A 23,123-nucleotide genomic window follows, 5' to 3' on the forward strand; every position below is an offset into this window, starting at 1 on the left:
AAGCTCTATGCCAGGCCGGATGCCCCGCACGCCTTCGATCCGATCCGGGAGCAGATCCGGCGGGAGATCGGCGCCCCGAGCCAATCGCTGCTTGTGATCTCTCCATACTTTATCCCGAGCGACGACTGGGTCGAAGGTCTCGTCGCGCTCCGGGCGCGGGGCGTCGACGTGCGGGTCCTGACCAATTCCGCCAAAGCGACGAACTCCACCCCTGTGCACGCCGCCTATTCCAAGTACCGCCGGGACCTGCTGGAGGGCGGTGTGCGGCTGTTCGAGTTCAAGCCGACCGGCGAACCCGTCGAGGAACCCGATCTGGAGTTCGCGGGCCTGAACTCGCGGTCAACCCTGCACGCCAAGACCTTCGCCGTGGACGGCGAGAAGATCTTCGTGGGCTCGTTCAACTTCGACCCGCGCTCCGTGAACCTCAATACGGAGATGGGCCTCATCCTCCGCAGCGCCCCCGCGGCGCAAGGCGTCGGGACCTATTTCGACGAGGGGGTCCGCAACACCGCCTACGAGCTTCAGACCCGAAAGGGGCGGGTCGTCTGGAAGGATCTCGCCAGCGCGGACGGGCGGGTTCTGACGCGCGAGCCGGACGTGAACCTGTTCCAGCGCTTCCTGCTGCGGCTGCTGGCCGTCGCGCCTATCGAGCATCTGCTCTGAGGGCGCGGGCCGGAGGTCAGACCGCCTGCTTCAGGGCCTCGGCGAGCCGCTCTTCCTTCAGCTTCTCGGCGACCAGGAAGGCGAGCTCAAGGGCCTGCTCGCCATTCAGACGCGGGTCGCAGTGGGTGTGGTAGCGATCGGCCAAGTCGCCCTCGGACAGGGCCCGTGCACCGCCCAGGCACTCCGTGACGTTCTGCCCCGTCATCTCCAGATGGACGCCGCCGGGGTGAACGCCCTCGGACCGGCAGATTTCCACGAAGCTCTTCACCTCGGACAGAATCCGGTCGAAGGGTCGGGTCTTGTAGCCGGTGGCGGCGGTCAGGGTATTGCCGTGCATGGGATCGATCGCCCAGACGACCCGGGCGCCCGCCGCGCGGGTCGCCCTGAGGAGGCCCGGCAGGCGGGCGGCGATCTTGTCGTGACCGAAACGGCCGTAGAGGGTCAGCCGGCCGGGCTGGTTACCCGGGTTCAGGACCTCGATCAGCCGCAGCAGGTCTGCGCCCTCCAGGGTCGGCCCCACCTTGAGGCCGATGGGGTTGCGGATGCCCCGGAAGAACTCGACGTGGGCGCCGTCCAGCTGCCGGGTCCGCTCGCCGATCCAGAGCAGGTGGGCGGAGGTGTCGTACCAATCGCCGGAGGTCGAATCGACCCGGGTCATGGCCTCCTCGAAGCCGAGCAGCAGGGCCTCGTGGGAGGTGAAGAACTCGACCCGGTGAAGGTCGGGATGGGTCTCGGGCGTCACGCCGATTGCGGCCATGAAGGCGAGAGCCTCGGAGATCTTCTCCGACAGGGCCCGGTAGCGGGCGCCCTGGGGGCTGTCGTCGACGAAGCCGAGGGTCCAGCGATGGATGTTGTGCAGGTCGGCGTAGCCGCCGCCGGCGAAGGCGCGCAGCAGGTTCAGGGTCGCGGCGGATTGGCTGTAAGCCTGGAGCAGGCGCTGCGGATCCGGGGTCCGCGAGACGGCGTCGAAGTCCATGCCGTTGATGATGTCGCCGCGGTAGGACGGCAGGGTGACATCGCCGACGGTCTCGGTCGGGGAGGAGCGCGGCTTGGCGAACTGGCCCGCCATGCGCCCGACCTTCACCACCGGCTTGCCGCCGGCGAAGGTCAGGACGACCGCCATCTGGAGAATGAGGCGGAAGGTGTCCCGGATGTTGTCGGCGTGGAACTCCTTGAAGCTCTCGGCGCAGTCGCCGCCCTGGAGGAGGAAGGCGCGCCCGGCCTCGACGTCCGCCAGCAGCGAGGTCAGCCGGCGGGCTTCACCGGCGAAGACCAGGGGCGGCATGCCGCGCAGGGTCTGCTCCACCCCGACCAGGGCGTTGGCGTCGGGATAGTCCTCCGGCATATGCTTGCCGGGACGGGACCGCCAGGTGGAAGGGCTCCAGGAAGGGCTCATGTCTCAACTCCGCACCCGCATCGGCGGGCGCGGCGTTCTATACGGAACGGGCCGAAACGTCGATAGGCCGGGCGCGCAGGACGAGGATGCAGGCCAGGGCGGAAAGGGCGCCCAGGGCCAGCCACCACTCCTGCCAGACCCCGAAACTGACGGCGCCGAACACCAGGTAGGCGACCGCCGTGGCCGAGGCGGCCGCCGCAGCCGGCGTGCGGGTCGGGCGCGACAGGCCCGAGAAGATCGCCGCCCAGACGATGGCGGCGGCGACCGCTCCGATCAGGCCGAGCTCCATCCAGATCTGCAGGGGAGCGTTGTGGGGATGAAGCTGGATGCCCGGTCCGAAGGCGCGGCTCGCATCCAGCCCCCACCCTGGAAGGGGACGAGCCCAGATCCATTCAACCGCCTTCCTCCAGTAGCCCAGGCGTTGAAGCCAGGACTCCGAAAGGAAGGGGGCGATGCGCTCATCAAGTCCAAGGGCGAAGGCCCCCTTCGCCAGAACAGGCGCCAGCAGGACCCCACCCGCGCTCAGTCCCGCCAGGAGACGTGGACCGAGGAAGGGAAGGCCCAAGACCAGGCCCGCCGCGAGGACGGCGCAGGCGAGGGCCAGGAGGGGCGCGTCATAGCCGAAGACGAGGGCCGGTCCGATGATCCCGGCGCCCAGCAACCCGCCCAGGACCCACCGGGTCCGCCCGCTGACCGCAGCCAGGGCCGGCGGCGCCAGCAGGGTCAGGACATAGAGACCCTGAGCGACGTTCTTGATCGCATAGTCAGGGCGCACAGCCTGGCCGATCAGGCCCAACAGGACCTTGTAGCCTGCGGCGGAGGTTACGGCCTCGAAAAGGAGGAGGAACGCCAGCACCCCGGCGGACGTCGCAAGTCCGCTCAGGAGCCTGGGAAGCCGAAACTTGGGAACCGCCCGCGCTGCACTGACCGCGCAGCCGTAGAGGGCCAGCATGAAGACCAGCTTCAGCCCCGTCTGTCCTTCGAGGTCTGCGGGGCGCCAGGGGCTCCAGAAGGCCGAGGCGCAGGCCCAGACCAGGGCCGTGAAGAGGGCCAGCAGGAGGGCCCGGTCCTCCGTCCGGATCCTCACGGACAGCGCCGTGAGCAGGCCCGCAAGGGCGACGGCAGGGGCGAAACCGAGGGAACCCGCCCAGCCCAGCAGGGGGGTCAGGACCAGCAGTCCTGCGATCACCCCGGCGGTCCAGCGGCCCGGCGATGTCTGGGCGGCGGGCAAGGTCAGGCGACAGTCCGGGGAACCGGCTCGCTGAGCGTCACCAGTTCCTCCGCCAGGGTGGGATGGACGGCGCAGGCGGAGTCCCACTGGGCCTTGGTGACCCCCAGCTTGAGCGGGATGGAGGCCATCTGGATGATCTCCGGTGCGTCCGGCCCCACCACGTGGCAGCCCAGCATCCGCTGGCTGTCGGCGTCGACCACCAGCTTCACCAGGGCCTGCTCCTGGCCGCCGTAGAAGGTCTCCTTCATCGGCCGGAAACGCGAGCGGTAGATATCGATGTTGGGATAGATGGCGCGGGCCTCGGCCTCGGTCAGGCCCACCGTCCCCACGGGGGGCTGGCTGAAGACGGCGGAAGCCACCGTCTCGTGGTCGAAGCGGGTCGGCTGGCCGTAGAACTCGGTGCGGGCGAAGGCGGCGCCCTCGCGGATAGCGACGGGGGTCAGGTTGATCCGGTCGGTGACGTCACCCACCGCCCAGACGCTGGCGGCAGAGGTCTTCGACCAGGCGTCCACCCGAATCTCGCCATTGGGACCCGTCTCCACCCCTGCCGACTCCAGGCCCAGCCCGCGGGTGTGAGGCTTGCGCCCGGTCGCCAGCATCACCTCGCCGGCCGCAAGGACCTGTCCGTCAGACAGGTGGCACTGCAGATCGCCGGAACGGCCTGAGATTTCGACAGGATGCGCCCCGAGGATAAGCTTTACCCCCCGGCGCTGGATCTCGGCAGCGACGTGCGAGCGGATGTCCTCGTCAAAGCCCCGCAGGACCTGGTCGCCCCGGTAGACGAGGGTCACGTCGACCCCCAGGCCGTTGAAGATCCCGGCGAATTCCACCGCGATGAAGCCGCCGCCGACGATGATCATCCGCTCAGGCAGGGCCGGGAGATCAAACGCCCCCTCGGAGGTGATGGCGAGGTCCGCCCCCGGCAGGTCCTCCGGTTTCCAGGGCCGACCGCCCGTGGCGATGAGGATGCGCTGCGCCGTCACCGCCCCCCTGCCCTCGACCTGCAGGCTCTGGGGGCCGGTCAGCATGGCGCGACCCTCCAGGATCTCGCCGCCCGAACGGGTGAGGTTGGCGACATAGAGCCCCGAAAGGCGCGCGATCTCACGATCCTTGGCCTCCCGGAAGCGGGCCCAGTCGAAGGTCGCGCCTGAGGCTGACCAGCCGTAGCCCTCCGCGATATGGGCGTGGTGGGGGAACTCCGAGGCGTAGACCATGAACTTCTTCGGCACGCAGCCCCGTATGACACAGGTGCCGCCGACCCGGTATTCCTCGGCCACGGCCACCTTGGCGCCCGAGGCCGCGGCCAGACGACCTGCCCGGACACCGCCGGACCCGGCGCCGATGACAAAGAGGTCGTAGTCGAACTGGCTCATGATCGGGCTCCCCGGGGCGCAGGCGGCGCGACCCTAGAGCAATTCAGGCCGCTGTTGAATGCGAGCCTTGGCGGCTAAGGCTCAATCTCCTGAACACCGGCGTCCGTCGCCACCAGGGCGAGGTCGGCGAGGTCCAGGAAGAGGCCGTGGTCGACCACGCCGGTCACCGACTTCAGCGCCGCCGCCAGGGCTGCCGGGGCGTCGATCCGGCCGCAGGCGATGTCGTAGATCACGTTGCCCCCATCGGTCAGGACAGGCGAACCTTCCTTCAGGCGCAGCCGGGGGGCGGCGCCTATGTCGCACTCCGAAAGCGCGTCACAGATCCGGTCCAGGGTGATCGTATGCCCAAACGCCACCACCTCCACAGGCAGGGGAAAAGCCCCCAGGCGGGCGACGCGTTTGCCGGCGTCGGCGATCACCACGCAGCGGCGGGAGGCCTCCCAGACGAGCTTCTCCCGCAGCAGGGCCGCGCCGCCGCCCTTGATGAGGGACAGGGCCGGCCCGATCTCGTCGGCGCCGTCCACGGTCAGATCGATGGGGCCGGTTTCGCCCAGCTCGGCGATGCGGATCCCCAGCTCCTGGGCCAGGGCCGCAGTGGACCGGGAGGTGGCCACGCCGACGATGTCCAGCTTCCGTGCCGCCAAGGCCCGCACGAACCATGCGGCGGTGGAGCCGGTGCCCAGGCCCACCACCATGCCGGGCTGGACGAGGGCGGCGGCGGCCTCGCCGGCGGCCTGCTTCTGGTCCTCGGCGCTCATGCGCCGGCCTTGTTCTTTCGGGCGAGCTTCTCAGCGGCCTTGCGGGCCCGGAAGGTGGCGGCCCAGCCCGCCTTGTTGCTCTGCTCGCCCCGGGCGACGGCCAGGGCGTCATCCGGGACGTCGCGGACGATGACCGAGCCCGACCCCGTCATGGCCCCTGCGCCGATGGAACGGGGGGCGACGATGGCCGTGTTCGACCCGATGAAGGCGCCCGGGCCCACATGGGTCTCGTATTTGTCGAAGCCGTCGTAGTTGCAGAAGATCGTGCCGGCGCCGATGTTGGCCCCCGCGCCCACCGTGCCATCGCCCAGGTAGGACAGGTGATTGGCCTTGGCGCCCTTGTCCAGGCGGACCTTCTTGACCTCGACGAAGTTGCCGATGTGGACCTCCTCGCCGATGTCCGCGCCGGGACGCAGTCGGGCATAGGGCCCGATCAGGGCGCCGGGGCCGACCCTGGCGCCCTCCAGGTGGCTGAAGGCCCGGATCACCGCACCGGTGGCGATGCTGACCCCGGGGGCGAAGACCACATAGGGCTCGACCTGGACGCCGGCCTCGATCTGCGTGTCCCAGGAGAAGTGCACGGTGTCGGGCGCCGGCATGACCACGCCCTCGGACAGGAAATGGGTCCGGCGACGCTGCTGGAAGACCGCCTCGGCCTGGGCCAGCTGGGCGGGAGTGTCGGCGCCCATCACGGCGCTCTCGGGGGCGTAGTGGGCCCGCACGCGACCGCCCTCGCTGGCGGCGATGGCGACGGCGTCGGTCAGGTAGTACTCGCCCTTGGCGTTGGCGTTGGTGACCCGGGAGAGCCAGCCGAAGAGGCGCGTCCGGTCGGCGCAGAGCATGCCGGCGTAGCACTCCCGAACGGCCAGCTCCTCCTGCGAGGCGTCGCGGGCCTCGACGATACGCAGGACCTCACCCCCGGGTCCGCTCAGGATTCGCCCGTAGAGCAGGGCGTCGGTGGGGCGAAAGCCGAGCAGGGCGAGGTCCGTCCCCGCTGCGCGCAGGCTGAAGAGCGGGTCGAGATCCTCAGGCTGCAGCAGGGGGCAGTCGCCATTAACCACCATCACGTCGCCGTCGAAGTCCGCCAGGGCGGGCCCGGCCGCGAGGACGGCGTGACCGGTGCCCAGGGGAGGGTCCTGTACGGCCACGGCCCCGGCGCCCAGCCGCCTCTCCACAAGCTGGCGAACCTCGGGACTATGGGTTCCGACGACCACCACCACCCGCTCGCAGCCGGTCTCGAGCACCGTATCGACGACGCGGTCCAGCAGGGTGCGCCCCCCCACCCGGTGCAGTATCTTGGGGATGGGGGATTTCATCCGGGTCCCCTGCCCGGCGGCGAGGATGACGGCGGCGCGGGCGGTCATGGCGGAAACCCCGGAATCGCAGGCGAGATAGTCATCATGGCGGCTTTAGCCGAAACCGCCAGCGGAGTCCCCGCCCCAGGCCCCTCTTCACAGGAGCGTCCATGCCGCCTACCGCACAGCCCCTGGCCGGCGCCGTCATCGCCTTCGACCTCGACGGCACCCTCGTGGATTCGGCCCCCGACCTGGTGGGGACGCTGAACCATCTCCTGGGCGAAGAGGGAATCGCCCCCCTGCCCTTCGACCAGGGCCGCAGCCTGATCGGCCACGGCGCACGGCGACTGATCCAGCGCGGCTTCGAGGTCCACGGTCTCGCGGTCGAGGGCGCAGACCTGGAGGCTCTCTTCGAGCGCTTCATCGACCATTACAACCTGCACAGCGCCGACCTCACCCGCCCCTTCCCCGGCGTGCCCGAGAGCCTTGCGGCCCTGCGCGCCGCCGGCGCCCGGCTGGCGGTCTGCACCAACAAGCTGACCCGGCTTTCGACGCCGATCCTCGACGCCCTCGACCTTTCCCGCCATTTCGACGCCGTGATCGGCGCCGACCTCGCCCCCGCGCCCAAGCCGGATCCGCGGCACCTGGAGCTGGCGGTGCAGGCCGCAGGCGGCGACATCCGTCGGGCGGTCATGGTCGGTGACGCAGGCACGGACGCCGGCGCCGCCCGGGCCGCCGGAGCGCCCCTGGTCCTCGTCAGCTTCGGCTACACAGAAGTCCCGGCCTGGGAACTGCGGCCTGACCGGCTGATCGATCACTTCGATGACCTCATGCCCGCCTGCCTGGAGCTTCTGGCGCCGGATGGGGGCCGCGGCGACCCGGCAGGGCCGGCTTGCGGCGCACAGGCGGGCAGGCTATAGCCGCAACCCTTCCGGCGGATGCGTAGCTCAGCGGTAGAGCACCTCGTTCACACCGAGGGGGTCACAGGTTCGATCCCTGTCGCATCCACCAGGATTCCTCGCCTCCGCGATCCATTGGTCCACCCCGCGCCCCGTCGGAGGTGGGCATACCAATGTCTCAAATCTGGGCCATGTCCCACGGGCCATGGTTGCGAAGTCGGACCCTGGGCCTGTCGCCTCTGGAAGCAGTGGTCTGAGCTCGGCGTCACCGAAGCGTCGCGCGAACGTCGCCTTGGCGACGCCGAACTGACACCGGCGTGACATCGGGCATGGGCAGTCAGGGGGCCTGCTGGAGGCTCCCATGTATCTTTCTCGACTTCACCCGATCCGTCGCCACGCCCTTCTGGCGGGCGCCGCCTTCCTCGCCCTCTCCGGGCCCGCGCTTGCAGCCGAGGACGCCGACGAGGGCATGCTCGCGGAGGTGATCGTCACTGCAGAGAAGCGCGAGACCAACCTTCAGAAGACGCCCGTGGCCGCCTCGGTGCTCGGCGCGGAGCAACTCGCCGACCGGCGCATCCAGAGCCTTGCGGACCTGACCACGGGGATCCCCTCCCTGCGGGTGGCGCCGTTCTTCTCACGGACTTCGGCGCTGACGGTGGGCATTCGCGGCATCGTCCCCTTCGACGCCAACCAGCCCAGCCGAGACGCGGGTGTCGGCGTCTATATCGACGGGGTTTACCTGGGACGATCCCAGGGCCTCGGCGCCACGCTTTACGACATCGAGCGGATCGAAGTGCTGAAGGGACCGCAGGGCGCGCTGTTCGGCCGGAACTCGACCGGCGGCGCCGTGAGCATTGTCAGCCGTAAGCCCTCGGGCGAGTTGGGCCTGCGCCAGAGCTTCGGCGTACGCAACTTCGGCGGATACAGCGCCGAGACCCACCTCGACCTTCCGGAGTGGAACAACCTCGCCGTCAAGATCGACGGGATCGTCAGCAAGCGCGACGGCACAACGGACAACCCGATGGAGGGCCAGTCGGACTTCAACGCCATTGACCGGGCCGGTATCCACGTGGGCGTCCTTTGGTCGCCGACCGACGACTTCGAGGCCCGGCTGGACTTCGACGAAGCCTATGACGGGACGACGCCCTACTATGTGCAGCTCCTGTCCAAGACGCCCACTTCCCCGGCCCTGGCGCCGCTGGTCAAAATCCAGTCCGACCGGGCGAAGGTCGCGGACATCGGCGTGCCCCAGGAGGACAGCGTCGGCCGGACCCAGGGCTGGGCCCTGCACCTGTCCTGGTCGCCGTCGGAGGACCTGGAGCTCCGCACAATCTCGGCCTACCGGCGCCTCAAGCAGAGCCAGTACGACAATGGGATCGGCGCCCACGCCGGGGTCTTCGTCCCCAATGGCCAGTTCGCCCGCTACAGCCTCGCCTCCCTGCGACAGGATCAGGTCAGCCACGAGCTCCAGGCTCTCGGATCCCTCGGCGACCTGACCTATGTCGTCGGCGCCTACTACTACCACGAAGAGGGTGAGGACGACGCCTGGACGCCCAACACCCTGCAGTGGAACGCCACCGGCACCGCGGCGACCCGCCTGCCGAGCCTGCTGGCAGGCGCCCGCTGGCCCTTCCCGGACCGGGCTAGCACCGCCCGGGCCACCAGCACCGCCCTGTTCGGCCAGGCGACATGGATCCCCAGCGCCCTCGACGGCCGGCTACGGCTGACGGCGGGCGGCCGCTTCACCCAGGACAAGAAGAGCGGCGAGCTGACCCGGGTGAACGGCGCCGTGACCGCCCTCGCCTTCACCTTCGAGGACGAACGCTTCGATCCCTCGGTCTCGGCCCTGTTCGACCTGACCGAGACGACCAGCGTCTACGCCAAGTGGGGTACGGCATACCGGGCGGGTGGGGCGAACTCGCGCTCGGTCAGCTATCGCGCCTTCGGGCCGGAGGAGGTCGCCACCACCGAGGCCGGCGTCAAGAGCGAGTTCTGGGACCGGCGGGCTCGCCTGAACGTCGCAGCCTTCACCACCCGCTACACGGACATCCAGATCGACTTCTCGGCGGTCAACCTCAACAACAGCAACCGCGGCACTCTTGAAACGGTGAACGCCCCCGGGCGCGGCCGCATCGAGGGCCTCGAGGTCGATTTCACCATTGCGCCGGTCACCGGGCTGACCCTGGCGGCGAACTACGCCTTCACCACCAGCCACCTCCCCGTCGCCGCCAATCCCTTCGCCGGCGGGCGTTTGCAACCTGTCTACATCGTCTACACGCCGAAGAACGCCCTCAGCGCCTCCATCGACTATCTCCGCTCGATCGGCGACATGACCCTGCGGGCCCACCTCGACGCCAACTTCGCGGACGGCTACCGGGGCTCATCCGGAGAGGCCACCTTCTCCGACGCCTCAACGGTCTGGAACGGCCGTCTGGCCCTGACAGACATCCGGATCACGGACAGTGTGCGGATGGAGGCCAGCCTCTGGTCCCGCAACCTCTTCGACGCCGCCTACGTCTTCTATCGCAGCGCCGGCGCCGCCGCCGCCCAAGGCGTGTTCGGGATGTTCAACGAGCCCCGGACCTACGGCCTGGACCTGACCTTCCGCTACTGACCTCACGAGGAAACCGACTCCATGATCAGGTTCTTTACCGTTGCTGGCGCCCTGGCCCTCAGCCTCGCCGCCGGAACGTCACAGGCCCGTGTCGTCGGGGAGCGTGTCGAGCGCCCGGCGCCGGATCGGGTCATTGTCAGCTGGACTGCAGCCGGTCCGGTAGACGTCTACGCTTCAGAACGCCCAGACGCGCCCCGGGAGCGCATGAAACTGGTATCGGATGACGACAAGGACGGTCGGCACGAGTTCGCGGCGGACCTGATCAGCCGCCCCTACTTCCTGTTGGTCGATGCCGCAGACGGAGAGGCGACCCGGGTGGCCGAGCGCGTCCTCCCCCTGGCGCAGGGGTCTAACTTTCGGGACCTCGGCGGTTATCGGACCGAGGACGGGCGATCCGTCCGCTGGGGCCGGATCTACCGCTCGGGCGCCACGCCAACCCTGACCGACGAGGACCTTCGCCGGGTCCGGGAACTGGGCCTCTCCCAGATGGTCGATCTCCGGTCCAGCGAGGAGCGCGTGCTGGCGCCTTCGAAGATCGAGGGTGTTCCCTATTCGTCCGTGGGCTACTCGATGGCCGCCATAGCCCAGAACCGCAATGCGGGGGTTCCGGATATGGAGGCGATCTACCGCGGCTTCCCGCAACTTCTGGCGCCTCAGGTCCGGGTCCTGTTCGCCAGCCTGCTCCGTAACGAGGGACCTGTGGTCTACAACTGTTCCGCGGGCCAGGACCGGACCGGGTTCGCCTCAGCCCTGATCCTGCGCGCCCTCGGCGTGCCGATGCAGACCGTGTTGGCGGACTACCACCTGTCGACGACCTATCGCCGGCCGCAGTACGAGATGCCCAAGCTGACGCCGGAGCTGATTGCATCGAACCCTGGCGCGGCGATCTACGCCCAGTACCAGAAGGACCCCAAGTACCTGACGCCCCAACCCCTGAAGGACAGCTCCGGCCGCGGATATCTCACCTTCGCGCTTGAGGAGGTCGATCGGCGGTGGGGCTCGGTCGCCGCCTATCTCCAGGCTGAAGCGGGCGTCGGTCCGGCTGAACTGGCCCGACTGAGGGCGCTCTATCTGGAGTAAGCCGGCTCACTGTCGCCGCACGCCCTGGGACACCCGCACTTAGGCGGGGCGCGACGGTAGGGGCCTGAGTGTCGCTCATGGGGTGATCAGGACGCGGGCCGGAGAGCGACGCCTTGATGCGGCTCAACGGCCCTACCCTGAGCGGCGCAGCGCTGGTAGGTTCGGCGCCTCAGTTTCCGGAGCCCGACCATGATCCGCAACCCTGGCCTCCTCGCCCTGTCGGCCGCGAGCCTTGTCGTCCTGTCCGCCTGCCAGCATGCTCCGGAGGGCATCCCCACGCCGAGACTGGCGGTGAGCAGTTTCTACAACAGTTATGAAGGTGACTTCCGGCAGGCCGAGACGGCGCGGCTGAGCAAGACCCTGGCCAGCGAGGTCGAGCGGGCCAAGGCCAACGAAGTCGAGTCCGCCGCGCGGACGAAGGCGGGCCCCAATCCTGGCGACAAGCCCAACATCCTGGAGGGCGAGATCTTCGCCGGCCTCAGCGAGGGCTACACCAGCTACAAGATGGGTCCGGCCCGCGTACTCGGCGACAGGGCCTCGGTGGCGGTGACCTTCCGCAACAAGGGCTACAAGACCCGCTGGACCGACGACGTGAAGCTGGTCAACGACAACGGCTGGAAGATCGACAACGTCCTCTTCACCGGCGGCTGGACCGGGCAGACGAGCACCCGCGACGTCTTGCGCCAGTTCAACGCCCAGCCTGTCGCGCCCTGACCGGCGGCGGGCTTACATCGCCCCCGGGCGGATGAAACCTTCCCGCACCTTCGGCTTCACGCCCGCCACAGACAGAAGGCTTTCCACGCAATCCCGGATGGAGTCATCCAGGGGGCGGAACTCAATGCCTGTGACCGCACGGATCCGGTCGTTTCGAAGGTCCGCCAGGGCCCAGACCGCCCGCAGCTCCGCCTCACGCGCCTGGATCCGCTCCGGGAAGGGATCGGTGACCTCAGGCGTATCGTGGCCAATCTCGGGCAGGAGCCGGTCGATGTCGGCGCAGATGTCCTCGACCCTGCGCATGTCGGTGGACCAGGCGATGAACCGCTCGCCGTTGGCCACCTCGGTGCTCTCCAGCAGGCCGATATGGGCCAGGGCGTCGTCGCGCACGTCCACGGTCATCCACGGCCGGTAGGCGCCGTTCTGGAGGTACTTGCCCAGCAGCATGGTCTCTATGTTGTGCTGCCAGGGGCCCATGTCCTTCTGGTGGGCGGACAGGATGGGCCCGACATTGTCCCCCGGGCAGCAGGTGATGGCGTCCCAGCGACCGCTGGACTCGGCGGCGTCCGCGAAGGCCCGTTCGGCATGGAGTTTTCCCATGGAATAGCCCTGGCCGCGATCCGGGGTCCGCTTCGGGTTGGATTCGTCCGGGTAGCGATCCTCGTAGAAGACCGGGCGCCGGGCCACCTCGTAGATGTCGGCCTCGGAGATCACGGCGGCGATGGAGGAAGTCAGGACCACCCGGGTGACCGACCCCGAGGCCTCCACACTGCGGATGATGTGGTCGCAGACCCGGGCGACATGGGCCTGGTCCTCGTAGGTGCTCACGTGGGCGATGTGAGCCACGCCGTGGCATCCCCGGAAGATCTCGTCGTAGCAGCCGTCCCGATCGAGGTCGGCGGCGTGCAGGGTCAGGCGGCCGGAGGCGTAGCCGGGCATGGCCTTGAGGAAGGCGGTCCGGCTGGGATCGTCCACGTCGCGCACGCAGGCCCGCACGCGATACCCCCTGTCCAGCAGCAGCCGGACGGTCCAGCCGCCCAGGAAGCCCGCAGCCCCGGTGACGGCCACGGTCCCGCGCTTTGGAATGGGCGCCATGTCTTCCTCCCCTGCGATCGTAAGGGCGACAGGAAGGACCCTGGCGCCCCGGCTGTCAAATCAGGCCGGCGGCGCGGACCCCGAGGGCCAGAAGGACAAGGACGAAGGCCGAGACAAGACCCAGGCCGACGCCGTCGATGGTTCCGAGGCGTCCTTCGATCTCTGGCGGGGTCCGCAGCGACCGCTCCCGCATGGCGAGGAACAGGGGGAAGGCGAAGGCCATGGCCACGCTCCAGCCGACGACCGGATAGAGCCAGACCCACCTCATGCGCCTGCGGCGACCCTCCAGCACCATCCAGATGGAGGCGGCCCAGCCGACGATGAGAATATCGAAAGCGATGGACCTGGCGCCCGGGTTCACCACCGTGTCCCTGAGGAAATCCATCATCCCGCCAGGACCGGCCTCAGGCCCGAAATAGGCGAGGTTCTGGCTCCAGGTCAGGACGAGCCCGGCGAGGGCGAGGACCAGGAACACGGGGAAGAGGAAACGTTCCTGCATGAGAACCTCCGGTATCAGCGCACGTAACTGGCGCCATTGATGTCGAGGATGGCGCCGGTCATGGAAGCCGGCGCCTCGAGGGTGAGGAAGGCGACGGCGGCGGCGACCTCCTCCGGGTCGGCGACGCGGCCGAGGGGGATGTCGGCGAGCAGCGTCTCGCCGCCCCGGCTGGCCAGGTAGTCCTCCGCCATTCCCGTCAGGGTGAAGCCGGGACAGACGGCGAAGGCGAGGACGCCGCGAGCCGCAAAGCCCCGGGCGATGGACTTGGTCATGGCGACCATGCCGGCCTTGGAGGCGGCGTAGTGCCAGTGGGCCGGGGAGTCTCCCCGATAGGCGGCCCGGCTGGCGACGTTGATGATCCGCCCGCCCCCGGGACGGTCGAGGAAGTGGCGCACAGCAAGGCGCGAGAGGTCGGCGGCGGCCCTGAGGTTGATCTGGAGGGTCCGCGCCCAGGCCGCCTCCCACTCTGCATCCGGCAGATCAACGCCAGCCGCCTCGAAGACGCCGGCATTGTTGACCAGTACGTCGATCCGGCCGTCGAGACGCGCCAGGGCCTGAGTCCAGAGGCGAGCGCCGGCGCCCGCTGCCTCAAGGTCTTCGCCAAGGACATTTCCTTCCGTCGAACGACCGTGGCCGGCGACCCGGGCGCCCCGACCGGACAGGACCTCAACAATCGCCGCGCCGATGCCCCGGGTGGAGCCCGTGACGAGAATATGGGGACCTGAGGCGCTCATGGTCGCCAGCCTAGACCCCGCTGGCGCAGGCGACAAACGCCTTCAGGTCAACGCGGCAGGCGCGAGGTTCCCATAAGGTGGGCGTCCACGGCGTGGGCGCACTGCCGACCCTCGCGAATCGCCCAGACCACCAGGGATTGACCCCGCCGCATATCGCCGCAGGAGAAGATCCCGGGCGTCGAGGTCTGGTAGGAAACGGTATCGGCCCGGACGGCGCCGCGGACGTCGAACTCGACGCCGGCCTGGTCTGTGAACGCCGACTTCTTCGGCCCGACAAATCCCATGGCGAGGAGCACAAGGTCCGCCTTGAGCTGGAACTCGCTGCCGGCCACTTCCTGCATCTGCTGGCGTCCATCAGGGCCGGTCACCCACTCCAGGCGCACGCACTCGAGGGCCTCGACCCGGCCATTGGAGCCGATCGCGCGCTTGGTGGCGACGGCGAACTCGCGGTCGCAGCCTTCCTGGTGACTGGAGGAGGTGCGCAGGCGCAGGGGCCAGTCCGGCCAGGTGAGGGCCTTGTTCTCGCGCTCTGGCGGCTGGGGCATGATCTCCAGCTGGGTCACCGACGCGGCTCCGTGGCGGTTGGAGGTGCCGATGCAGTCCGAACCGGTGTCGCCGCCGCCGATCACCACCACATGCTTTCCGGTGGCCGAGATGGCGCCGGTGGGCGCCGCGCGCAGTTCGTCGTCCCCGGCGACGCGCTTGTTCTGTTGGGTCAGGAAGTCCATGGCGAAATAGATTCCGCCCAGTTCCCGGCCCTCGATCTCGAGGTCGCGGGGCGCCTCGGCGCCGCCGGCCATGACCAGAACCTCATAGTCGTCCATCAGGCGCTGAACGGAGACATTGACCCCCACCTCGAAGCTGGTGCGGAAGATCACGCCCTCCGCTTCCATCTGGGCGACCCGCCTGTCGATCAGGTGCTTCTCCATCTTGAAGTCGGGAATGCCATAGCGCAGCAGCCCGCCGATCCGGTCGCTCTTCTCGAAGACGGTCACAGCGTGGCCGGCCCGGGCGAGCTGCTGGGCGCAGGCCAGGCCAGCGGGGCCGGAGCCGACGACGGCGACCCGCTTGCCGGTGCCGCGCGGCGCCATGTGCGGGGTGATCCACCCCTCTTCCCAGCCCCGGTCGATGATCTGGCACTCGATCGTCTTGATGGTGACCGGCGTGTCCTGGATGTTCAGGGTGCAGGACGCCTCGCAGGGGGCGGGGCAGATCCGGCCGGTGAACTCGGGAAAGTTATTGGTGGACAACAGGTTGTCCAGGGCGGCCTTCCACTGCTCGCGATAGACGAGGTTGTTGAAGTCCGGGATCTGGTTGTTCACCGGGCAGCCGTTGTGACAGAACGGAATCCCGCAATCCATGCAGCGCGAGGCTTGGGCCACCAGCTCCTGTGTCGGCAGCGGATTGACGAACTCACGGTAGTTGCGGAGCCGCTCCTGGGGGGGCTGGTAGTCGCGGTCCCTGCGGCTGACCTCAAGAAATCCGGTCGGCTTTCCCATGTCTCGACTCCTTACTCTGCCGCGACCGCGGCGCCGGCCCGGCGGGCGGCGGCGAGGTCGGTGAGGGCCCGGCGGTAATCCTTCGGCATGACCTTCCAGAACTGGCCGAGGGAGGCGTCCCAGGTCTCCAGGATCCTGGCGGCCTGCCGCGAGCCGGTGTGCAGCAGGTGACGCTCAATCAGGATGCGTAGACGTTCAGCGTCATGCGACAGCATGTCACCCATGCCGGAGTCCTCCACAGAAGGCGACCGCTGGCTCGGGCGACCTTCGTCGCCGCCGATGGTAGGATCGATCCGCTCCAGATCGACCATGGCCGCATTGCAAAGCAGCGGGAACTTCTGCGCCGGGTCGTAGACATAGGCCACGCCGCCGGACATGCCGGCGGCGAAGTTGCGTCCGGTATCGCCCAGGACCACGACGACGCCGCCGGTCATGTACTCGCAGCCGTGGTCGCCCACGCCCTCGACCACGGCCACCGCCCCGGAGTTGCGGACCGCGAAGCGTTCGCCGGCGACCCCCTCGATGTAGGCCTCACCGGCGATGGCCCCGTAGAGCACCGTGTTGCCGACGATGATGTTGGCGGTGGGGTCGCGCCGGGCGCCCGCCGGCTGGCGGACGATGACCCGCCCGCCGGAAAGGCCCTTGCCGACGTAATCATTGCCGTCACCGGTCAGCTCCAGGGTGAGACCCCGGGCTGCGAAGGCGCCGAAGCTCTGGCCCGCCTGTCCGGTGAAGGCCAGGCTGATGGACCCGTCCGGCAGGCCGGCGTGGCCGTGACGGCGGGCGATCTCGCCCGACAGCATGGCGCCGACCGTCCGGTTGATGTTCCGGACCGGATAGCTTCCGCGCACGGGTCCGCTTCCCTCGAGGGCCTCTGCGCAGTCAGCGATGAGCTGCTGGTCCAGCGCCTTCTCCAGTCCGTGCTCCTGGCGGTCCTGGTTACTCAGGACCGCGCGATCGCGGGCAGCGCCGTCATGCAGGATGCGCGACAGGTCGACGCCGGCGGCCTTCCAGTGGTCGACGGCCGGCTGCATGTCGAGGCGATCCACCCGGCCCACCATCTCGGCGACCGTCCGGAAACCCAGCTCGGCCATGATCTGGCGAAGCTCCTCGGCCACGAAGAAGAAGTAGTTGATCACGTGCTCGGGCTGGCCGGTGAACCGGGCCCTAAGAACCGGGTCCTGGGTGGCCACCCCGACCGGGCAGGTGTTCAGGTGGCACTTGCGCATCATGATGCACCCGGAGGCGATCAGGGGCGCGGTGGCGAAGCCGAACTCGTCAGCGCCCAGAAGGGCGGCGACGGCCACATCGCGGCCAGTCCGCAGGCCCCCGTCCGCCTGGACGGCGATGCGCGAGCGCAGGCCGTTGAGGAGGAGGGTCTGCTGGGTCTCGGCCAGACCGATCTCCCAGGGAGAACCCGCATGGGTCAGGGAGGTCAGGGGCGAGGCCCCCGTGCCGCCCTCGTAGCCAGAGATGGTGACGTGGTCGGCCCGGGCCTTGGCGACGCCGGCCGCTACCGTGCCGACGCCAACCTCGGACACCAGCTTCACGGAGATGCGGGCCGCCGGGTTGACGTTCTTCAGGTCGTGGATGAGCTGGGCCAGGTCCTCGATCGAGTAGATGTCGTGGTGCGGCGGCGGGCTGATCAGGCCGACCCCGGGGGTGGAGTGACGGACCCGGGCGATGTTGGCGTCGACCTTGTGGCCGGGCAGCTGGCCACCCTCTCCCGGCTTGGCGCCCTGAGCCATCTTGATCTGGATGTCGTCGGCGTTGACCAGGTACTCCGCGGTCACGCCGAAGCGGCCCGAGGCCACCTGCTTGATCGCCGATCGCAGGGAGTCACCGTTCGCCAGCGGCTTGAAGCGGTCAGCCTCTTCGCCGCCCTCCCCAGTGTTCGACTTGCCGCCGATCCGGTTCATGGCGATGGCCAGGTTGGTGTGCGCCTCGCGGCTGATCGATCCGAAGCTCATCGCCCCGGTCGCGAAGCGCTTGACGATCTCCGAGGCGGGCTCGACCTCGTCCAGGCTGAGCGGGGTTTCGGCGTTGCGGAACCGCATCAGGCCGCGCAGGGTCAGGTGACGTTCCGCCTGGTCGTTGATGGACTGGGCGAAGGCCCGGTACTCGTCAGGCAGGTTGCCGCGCACGGCGTGTTGCAGGCGCGAGACGGACTCCGGAGTCCAGGCGTGGGTCTCGCCGCGCAGCCGGTAGGCGTATGTGCCCCCCACGTCGAGCATGTCGGCGTAGATCGGGGAGTCGCCGTAGGCGTCCCGGTGCCGACGAACCGTCTCCTCGGCGATCTGCACAAGGCCGGCGCCCTCAATGGTGGTGGCGGTGCCGGTGAAGAAGGCTTCGATGAACTCGCTGGACAGGCCCACCGCATCGAAGATCTGGGCCCCGCAGTAGGACTGATAGGTCGAGATGCCCATCTTGGACATGACCTTCAGAATTCCCTTGCCGACCGCCTTGATGTAATTCTTGCGGACCTCGTAGGCTGTCTCCGGCAGCTTGTTGCGGACCCGGAGATCCTCTAGCGTCTCGAAGGCGAGGTAAGGGTTCACGGCCTCGGCGCCATAACCGGCCAGGACGCAGAAGTGATGCACTTCGCGGGCCTCGCCAGTTTCGATGACCAGGCCCGTCTGCATGCGCAGGCCCTGGCGGATCAGGTGGTGGTGCACCGCCGCCGTGGCCAGGGCCGCCGGGATCGGAATCCGGTCCGCAGACGCCTCACGATCCGACAGGATCAGGATGTTGCTGTCGGCGAGGACCTGGTCGGTCGCTTCGCGGCAGAGCCGCTGTACGGCGGCCTCCAGGCCCGCCGCCCCCTCCGAGGCCGGCCAGGTGGCGTCCAGGGTGGCGGTTCGGAAGGCGCCGTCCAGCAGCTGGTGGATGGACCGGATCTTGGCCAGGTCCTCGTTGGTCAGGATGGGCTGGGAGACTTCCAGGCGTTTGTGGGCGCCGGCCTGACGACCGAGCAGGTTCGGGCGGGGCCCGATCATCGAGACCAGGCTCATGACCAGCTCTTCCCGGATCGGATCGATCGGCGGGTTCGTCACCTGGGCGAAGTTCTGCTTGAAGTAATCGTAGAGCAGCTTGGAGCGCTTCGAGAGCACGGCGATGGGGAAGTCCGACCCCATGGAGCCGACGGGATCGTCGCCGCTCCGGGCCATGGGCTCCAGGAAGTGGGAGAGGTCTTCCTGAGTGTAGCCGAAGGCCTGCTGACGATCGAGCAGGCTGACCGGGTCGGCCGGCGGCGGCGGTTCGACCGGGGTGACCTCAGCGAGGTCCTCGAGCTTGAACTGGGTGCGCGAGAGCCACTCCTCATAGGGCTCGGCGTCGGCGAGGGTGCGCTTGATCTCCTCGTCCTCGATGATGCGGCCCTGCTCGAGGTCGATCAGCAGCATCCGGCCGGGCTGCAGCCGCCACTTGCGGACGATGCGCTCGTCGGGAACGGGCAGAACGCCCACTTCCGAGGCCATGATGACATGGTCCTGGTCGGTGATGATGAACCTGGCGGGGCGCAGGCCGTTGCGGTCCAGGGTGGCGCCAATCTGGCGGCCGTCCGTGAAGGCCACGGCGGCGGGTCCGTCCCAGGGCTCCATCAGGGCCGCATGATATTCGTAGAATGCCCGGCGCTTGGGATCCATGAGCGGGTTGCCCGCCCAGGCCTCGGGAATGAGCATCATCACCGCCTGGGCGAGAGGAATCCCGCCGGCGATGAGAAGCTCCAGGGCGTTGTCCAGGCAGGCCGTGTCAGATTGGCCATGCGGGATCAGCGGCCACATCTTGTTGAGGTCCGGACCCAGGAGGTCGCTCTCCAGCTTGCGCCGGCGGGCGTTCATCCAGTTCACATTGCCCCGCACAGTGTTGATCTCACCGTTGTGGGCGATGAACCGGTAGGGGTGGGCCAGCTTCCAGGAGGGGAAGGTGTTGGTCGAGAACCTCTGGTGGACGAGGGCGAGGGCCGAGACGGTGCGCGGATCGCGCAGGTCGCAGTAAAAGCTTCCCACCTGGTGGGCGAGGAGCAGACCCTTGTAGACGACCGTCCGGGTCGAGAACGAAGGCAGGTAGAGCTGGGTCAGGTTGGGCAGGTTCTTCTGAACGGCGAGCTCTGCCAGCGGGTTCTGGAGTTGCTTGCGGATGGTCAGGAGCTTGCGCTCGAAGGCATCCTGGTCCCTGACATTCGGGCCCATGCCGACGATGGCCTGACGAATGACAGGCATCTGGGCCAGTACGGCGGCGCCAAGCCCCGTCGTATCGGTGGGCACGTCGCGCCAGCCGAGAAGGACCTGGCCCTCGACCTTCAGGAAGTGCTCAAACTGCTGGATGGCGACGTCGCGCGTCTCCTGGTCCTGGGGCAGGAAGCACATGGCCACGGCGTAGCGGCCTGCCTCCGGCAGGTCGACGCCAGCCTCGCCAGCCCAGTCGCGCAGCAGGACGTCAGGAATCTGAATCAGAATCCCGGCGCCGTCGCCCACCAGGGGGTCGGCGCCGACGGCGCCGCGGTGGTCGAGATTAATGAGAATCTCCAGACCGCTGGCCACGACTTCATGCGATTTGCGCCCCTTGATGTTGGCGACAAATCCCACCCCGCAAGAGTCATGCTCGTTGCGCGGATCGTAAAGACCTTGCTTCTCCGGAGCCCTCATGGCGAACCCCACTCCAATCGTTTCAAGGCGCACGCGAACGCGGCCGCAAGAGCCGTTTTCACGCGCATAACCGCGTCGCATTACCGGCTGCGGGAAGCCTTGTCGACGCCTGCGAGGGCCTGCAGACGAAAGATTCTACGGCGCCGCAGCATCGAGCAGTTCCGCGCTCGCCGAGGCGGCCTGCGCGCAGCCTGTCAGGATCATCGCCGTGGTGAGTTCCGAGCGCAGGACGCCCAGCATGCGAGACACCATGGGCTCGCCCCCTGCGCCCAGCGCCCAGGCCCAGGGACGGCCGACCAGGCAGGCGCGAGCGCCAAGGGCCAGCGCCTTGAGGACATCCAGACCAGAGCGGACGCCACCGTCCATCAGAAGCTCGAGGTCGCCGCCGACGGCGTCAGCGATCCGCGGCAGGGCGGCGATGGAGGAAGAGACCCCGTCCAACTGCCGACCCCCGTGGTTCGAGACCACAAGTCCCTGGGCGCCGGCGCGGACGGCGTCACGCGCATCATCGGGATCCAGCACGCCCTTGATGACGATGGGCCCGTCCCAGGTTTCCCGGACAAAGTCGAGGTCCTTCCAGGTCACGGAGCGGTCGAAGTTACGGGCGATCCAGCCCAGAAAGTCGTTCACCCGCTTCCCTCCCCCCACGGCCGCCTGGACATTGCCCAGGGTGTGGGGTCGGCCATGGGCGAAGAGGTCCCAGGACCAGGCCGGGTGGGTCGCGCCCTGCCAGAGGGTGTTCAGGGCGGCGGGTATTCCGCTCAGCCCGGTGAAGCCGGAACGGACGTCGCGGTACCGCGCCCCGGGCACCGGCAGGTCGACCGTGAAGACAAGCACTGGACAGCCTGCGTCGCGGGCCCGGGCGATGAGTTCGCGCATATAGCCCCGGTCCTTGAGCATGTAGAGTTGAAACCAGGGCGGGGTCCCGGCGGCGGCCACCTCCTCAATGGAGCAGACCCCGACCGTGGAGAGGCAGAAAGGAACCCCGGCGCCCGCAGCCGCGCGCGCCGCCTGGACCTCACCCCGGGAGGCGTACATACCCGCCATGCCCACGGGGGCGAGGGCGACGGGCATGGCCAGGGTCTGCCCGAACAGGATGGTGGACAGGTCCACTTTCGACATGTCGCGCATCACCCTCTGGCGCAGGGCGATGGCCTCCAGGTCGCGGACATTCCGGCGAAGGGTCTCCTCGGCGTAGGACCCGCCGTCGATGTACTCGAAGAACATGGGCGGCAGGCGACGACGGGCCTGTTCCCTGTAGTCGGAGATGGCGGCGGGCTTCATAACGGTTTCCCCTCAATCACCCGCCAGGTCGTCGGATGCGCTTCAGGCCGCCGCCGGCCCTGGCGGCGCGCTCATGACGATCCAGACCTGATGGGCCCGAGCCAGAAGTTCACCCTCCGCTGAGAAGAGCGCAACCCCGGCTGTCTCCTTGCGGCCTGACCGCTCGAGCGGCCAGGCGGTGACGATGCAGGGTTCGCCCGCGCGCGGACGGCGAAGGACCTCTCCCGTCATGGTGCCCAGGAGGGCGCCATGCCGGCCCTCCCGAACAACCCAGGCGAAGAAGCCCGGGCAGTCGAGCGCCGCCCAGATGACCTCCACAGGCGTGAGGCCTTCAGTGTCCGCGAAGTTGGCGTGGGGGGTCCAGGTACAGGCGAGATGACCTTCCGGGGCGCCTTCGATCTGCCCTGCGAAGACCCTCAGACCCACGCCCTCCGCTCGCTCCGGTCCGCACGAGAAGCAGATGGGATGGAACCGCTGGCCAATCCCGATATGCCGGGCTTCGGCGGCGAGGGCCGCTTCCCAGGCGGGAGGGGTCGGGGGTTGGGGCAGGTCTTCGGGGACGCCGGGCCGTCCCTCGCCGATGACCTCACCTTCAGGGCCGGTGAGGATCGATCCCGCGGAGTCCGACGACAGGTCGAGGGTCACATCCAGGGGGATGCGCGCCTTGAGGACTGCGATCACGGGTCCGGCGAGATTCCTCGCGAGAAGGCCGGCGCAGTAACCGCCGTTCCCGGAGGTGGGGGGACCGCAGAACTGCTGGGCGATGACGATACCCGTCATGGTCACTCCGAAAAATGGAAGAGCGTGAATGAGGAGAGGAAGGAATGACGCCGCTTTTCTCCCAATCCCCTTTCGGACGGAAGCCGGATTTTGACGCCCGCGCGGTTGGAGCCGACGCCAGTCCGCGCTAGATAACCTTCTCCGCCCTGTGAGACGAGGACTGACCATGACCAACCGGATCGAGCGCCCCTGGGCCCTGATGCGCCACCATGCGGGCTGGGCGGATGTCTTCCTGATCGAAAGCGAGACTGCGGACTCGATCACGGGGGTCTATCCCGATCGCGAGACGGTGGGGCCGCCAGTCAACTACAGCGTCCGGGCCGTGCTCGCCCGGTTCGAGACCCTGGAGGCCGCCCGCGCCGCTCGGGAGGGCGCCGTCCTGGAGTGGCGCAAGCACGACGCCGGCGTCCGCGAGGCCGAGGACCGGCTGCGCATCGCCGAGAAAGCCCGAGAAGACGCCTGGCTGAACTGCCTTAGAGACGCCGCCGGCGCCTAGATCTTGCCCTGCCCGCCGGCTCCCAACTGAACCGGGACACCATCGCGATCTCTGTGTCGCAGAGACT

General features: G+C 68.6%; 18 protein-coding genes and 1 tRNA gene. 7 read left to right on the plus strand and 12 right to left on the minus strand.

Features of this window, described 5'->3' with window-relative positions; translation table 11 throughout:
* Nucleotides 1–663 (plus strand): phospholipase D-like domain-containing protein (locus IM632_RS00095; RefSeq protein ID WP_296551893.1); only part of this gene is annotated, 663 nt, incomplete at its 5' end.
* Between the two features lie 16 nt (nt 664–679).
* Here the strand turns inward: IM632_RS00095 and IM632_RS00100 are convergent.
* From IM632_RS00100 to glmU, 5 genes are all read right to left on the minus strand, one after another.
* Entirely contained in the window at nt 680–2,059 is a 1,380-nt protein-coding gene (locus tag IM632_RS00100; protein ID WP_296480063.1) for a class II 3-deoxy-7-phosphoheptulonate synthase, read from the minus strand.
* Nucleotides 2,060–2,096: 37 nt separating this feature from the next.
* Complete coding sequence (locus IM632_RS00105; RefSeq protein ID WP_296480062.1) at nt 2,097–3,290, minus strand: O-antigen ligase family protein; 1,194 nt, start codon at nt 3,288–3,290, stop codon at nt 2,097–2,099.
* Between the two features lie 2 nt (nt 3,291–3,292).
* Nucleotides 3,293–4,663, minus strand: a complete 1,371-nt coding sequence (gor, locus tag IM632_RS00110; RefSeq protein ID WP_296480061.1) for a glutathione-disulfide reductase — start codon at nt 4,661–4,663, stop codon at nt 3,293–3,295.
* A 74-nt stretch (nt 4,664–4,737) separates the two neighbouring features.
* Nucleotides 4,738–5,421: a ribose-5-phosphate isomerase RpiA gene (gene rpiA / locus IM632_RS00115; protein WP_296480060.1), complete on the minus strand. Its 684-nt coding sequence runs from the start codon at nt 5,419–5,421 to the stop codon at nt 4,738–4,740.
* Nucleotides 5,418–6,785, minus strand: coding sequence for a bifunctional UDP-N-acetylglucosamine diphosphorylase/glucosamine-1-phosphate N-acetyltransferase GlmU (glmU, locus tag IM632_RS00120; RefSeq protein ID WP_296480059.1), 1,368 nt, complete (start codon nt 6,783–6,785; stop codon nt 5,418–5,420). The genes rpiA and glmU overlap by 4 nt, the downstream gene beginning before the upstream one ends.
* 101 nt (nt 6,786–6,886) lie before the next feature.
* Here glmU and gph point away from each other — a divergent pair, with 101 nt between their 5' ends.
* The 5 genes from gph (at nt 6,887) to IM632_RS00145 (ending at nt 12,023) form a co-directional block, all read left to right on the plus strand.
* Nucleotides 6,887–7,636, plus strand: a complete 750-nt coding sequence (gene gph / locus IM632_RS00125; RefSeq protein ID WP_296480058.1) for a phosphoglycolate phosphatase — start codon at nt 6,887–6,889, stop codon at nt 7,634–7,636.
* A gap of 16 nt (nt 7,637–7,652) precedes the next feature.
* Nucleotides 7,653–7,727, plus strand: a tRNA-Val gene (locus IM632_RS00130).
* A gap of 249 nt (nt 7,728–7,976) precedes the next feature.
* Nucleotides 7,977–10,229 (plus strand): TonB-dependent receptor, encoded by a 2,253-nt coding sequence (locus tag IM632_RS00135; protein ID WP_296480057.1) that lies wholly within the window; start codon nt 7,977–7,979, stop codon nt 10,227–10,229.
* Between the two features lie 21 nt (nt 10,230–10,250).
* Nucleotides 10,251–11,309 (plus strand): tyrosine-protein phosphatase, encoded by a 1,059-nt coding sequence (locus IM632_RS00140; protein WP_296480056.1) that lies wholly within the window; start codon nt 10,251–10,253, stop codon nt 11,307–11,309.
* A 189-nt stretch (nt 11,310–11,498) separates the two neighbouring features.
* Entirely contained in the window at nt 11,499–12,023 is a 525-nt protein-coding gene (locus IM632_RS00145) for a hypothetical protein (protein ID WP_296480055.1), read from the plus strand.
* A 12-nt stretch (nt 12,024–12,035) separates the two neighbouring features.
* Here IM632_RS00145 and IM632_RS00150 read toward each other — a convergent pair whose 3' ends face one another.
* From IM632_RS00150 to IM632_RS00180, 7 genes are all read right to left on the minus strand, one after another.
* Nucleotides 12,036–13,118: an NAD-dependent epimerase/dehydratase family protein gene (locus IM632_RS00150; protein WP_296551895.1), complete on the minus strand. Its 1,083-nt coding sequence runs from the start codon at nt 13,116–13,118 to the stop codon at nt 12,036–12,038.
* 55 nt (nt 13,119–13,173) lie between these two features.
* Nucleotides 13,174–13,617, minus strand: a complete 444-nt coding sequence (locus IM632_RS00155) for a DUF2834 domain-containing protein (protein WP_296497848.1) — start codon at nt 13,615–13,617, stop codon at nt 13,174–13,176.
* Between the two features lie 14 nt (nt 13,618–13,631).
* The gene (locus tag IM632_RS00160) at nt 13,632–14,351 is read right to left on the minus strand and encodes an SDR family oxidoreductase (protein ID WP_296497846.1); all 720 of its coding nucleotides are present in this window, start codon (nt 14,349–14,351) and stop codon (nt 13,632–13,634) included.
* Nucleotides 14,352–14,398: 47 nt separating this feature from the next.
* The gene (locus IM632_RS00165) at nt 14,399–15,850 is read right to left on the minus strand and encodes a glutamate synthase subunit beta (protein ID WP_296497843.1); all 1,452 of its coding nucleotides are present in this window, start codon (nt 15,848–15,850) and stop codon (nt 14,399–14,401) included.
* Nucleotides 15,851–15,861: 11 nt separating this feature from the next.
* Entirely contained in the window at nt 15,862–20,496 is a 4,635-nt protein-coding gene (gene gltB, locus IM632_RS00170; RefSeq protein WP_296520717.1) for a glutamate synthase large subunit, read from the minus strand.
* Nucleotides 20,497–20,631: 135 nt separating this feature from the next.
* Complete coding sequence (locus tag IM632_RS00175; protein WP_296483839.1) at nt 20,632–21,780, minus strand: L-lactate dehydrogenase; 1,149 nt, start codon at nt 21,778–21,780, stop codon at nt 20,632–20,634.
* A gap of 42 nt (nt 21,781–21,822) precedes the next feature.
* Complete coding sequence (locus IM632_RS00180; RefSeq protein ID WP_296483837.1) at nt 21,823–22,560, minus strand: hypothetical protein; 738 nt, start codon at nt 22,558–22,560, stop codon at nt 21,823–21,825.
* Nucleotides 22,561–22,726: 166 nt separating this feature from the next.
* Here IM632_RS00180 and IM632_RS00185 point away from each other — a divergent pair, with 166 nt between their 5' ends.
* Nucleotides 22,727–23,056, plus strand: a complete 330-nt coding sequence (locus IM632_RS00185) for a hypothetical protein (protein WP_293512357.1) — start codon at nt 22,727–22,729, stop codon at nt 23,054–23,056.
* The last annotated feature ends 67 nt before the right edge of the window (nt 23,057–23,123 follow it).

The sequence above is a fragment of the Phenylobacterium sp. genome (assembly GCF_020402505.1).
Lineage (GTDB): Bacteria > Pseudomonadota > Alphaproteobacteria > Caulobacterales > Caulobacteraceae > Phenylobacterium.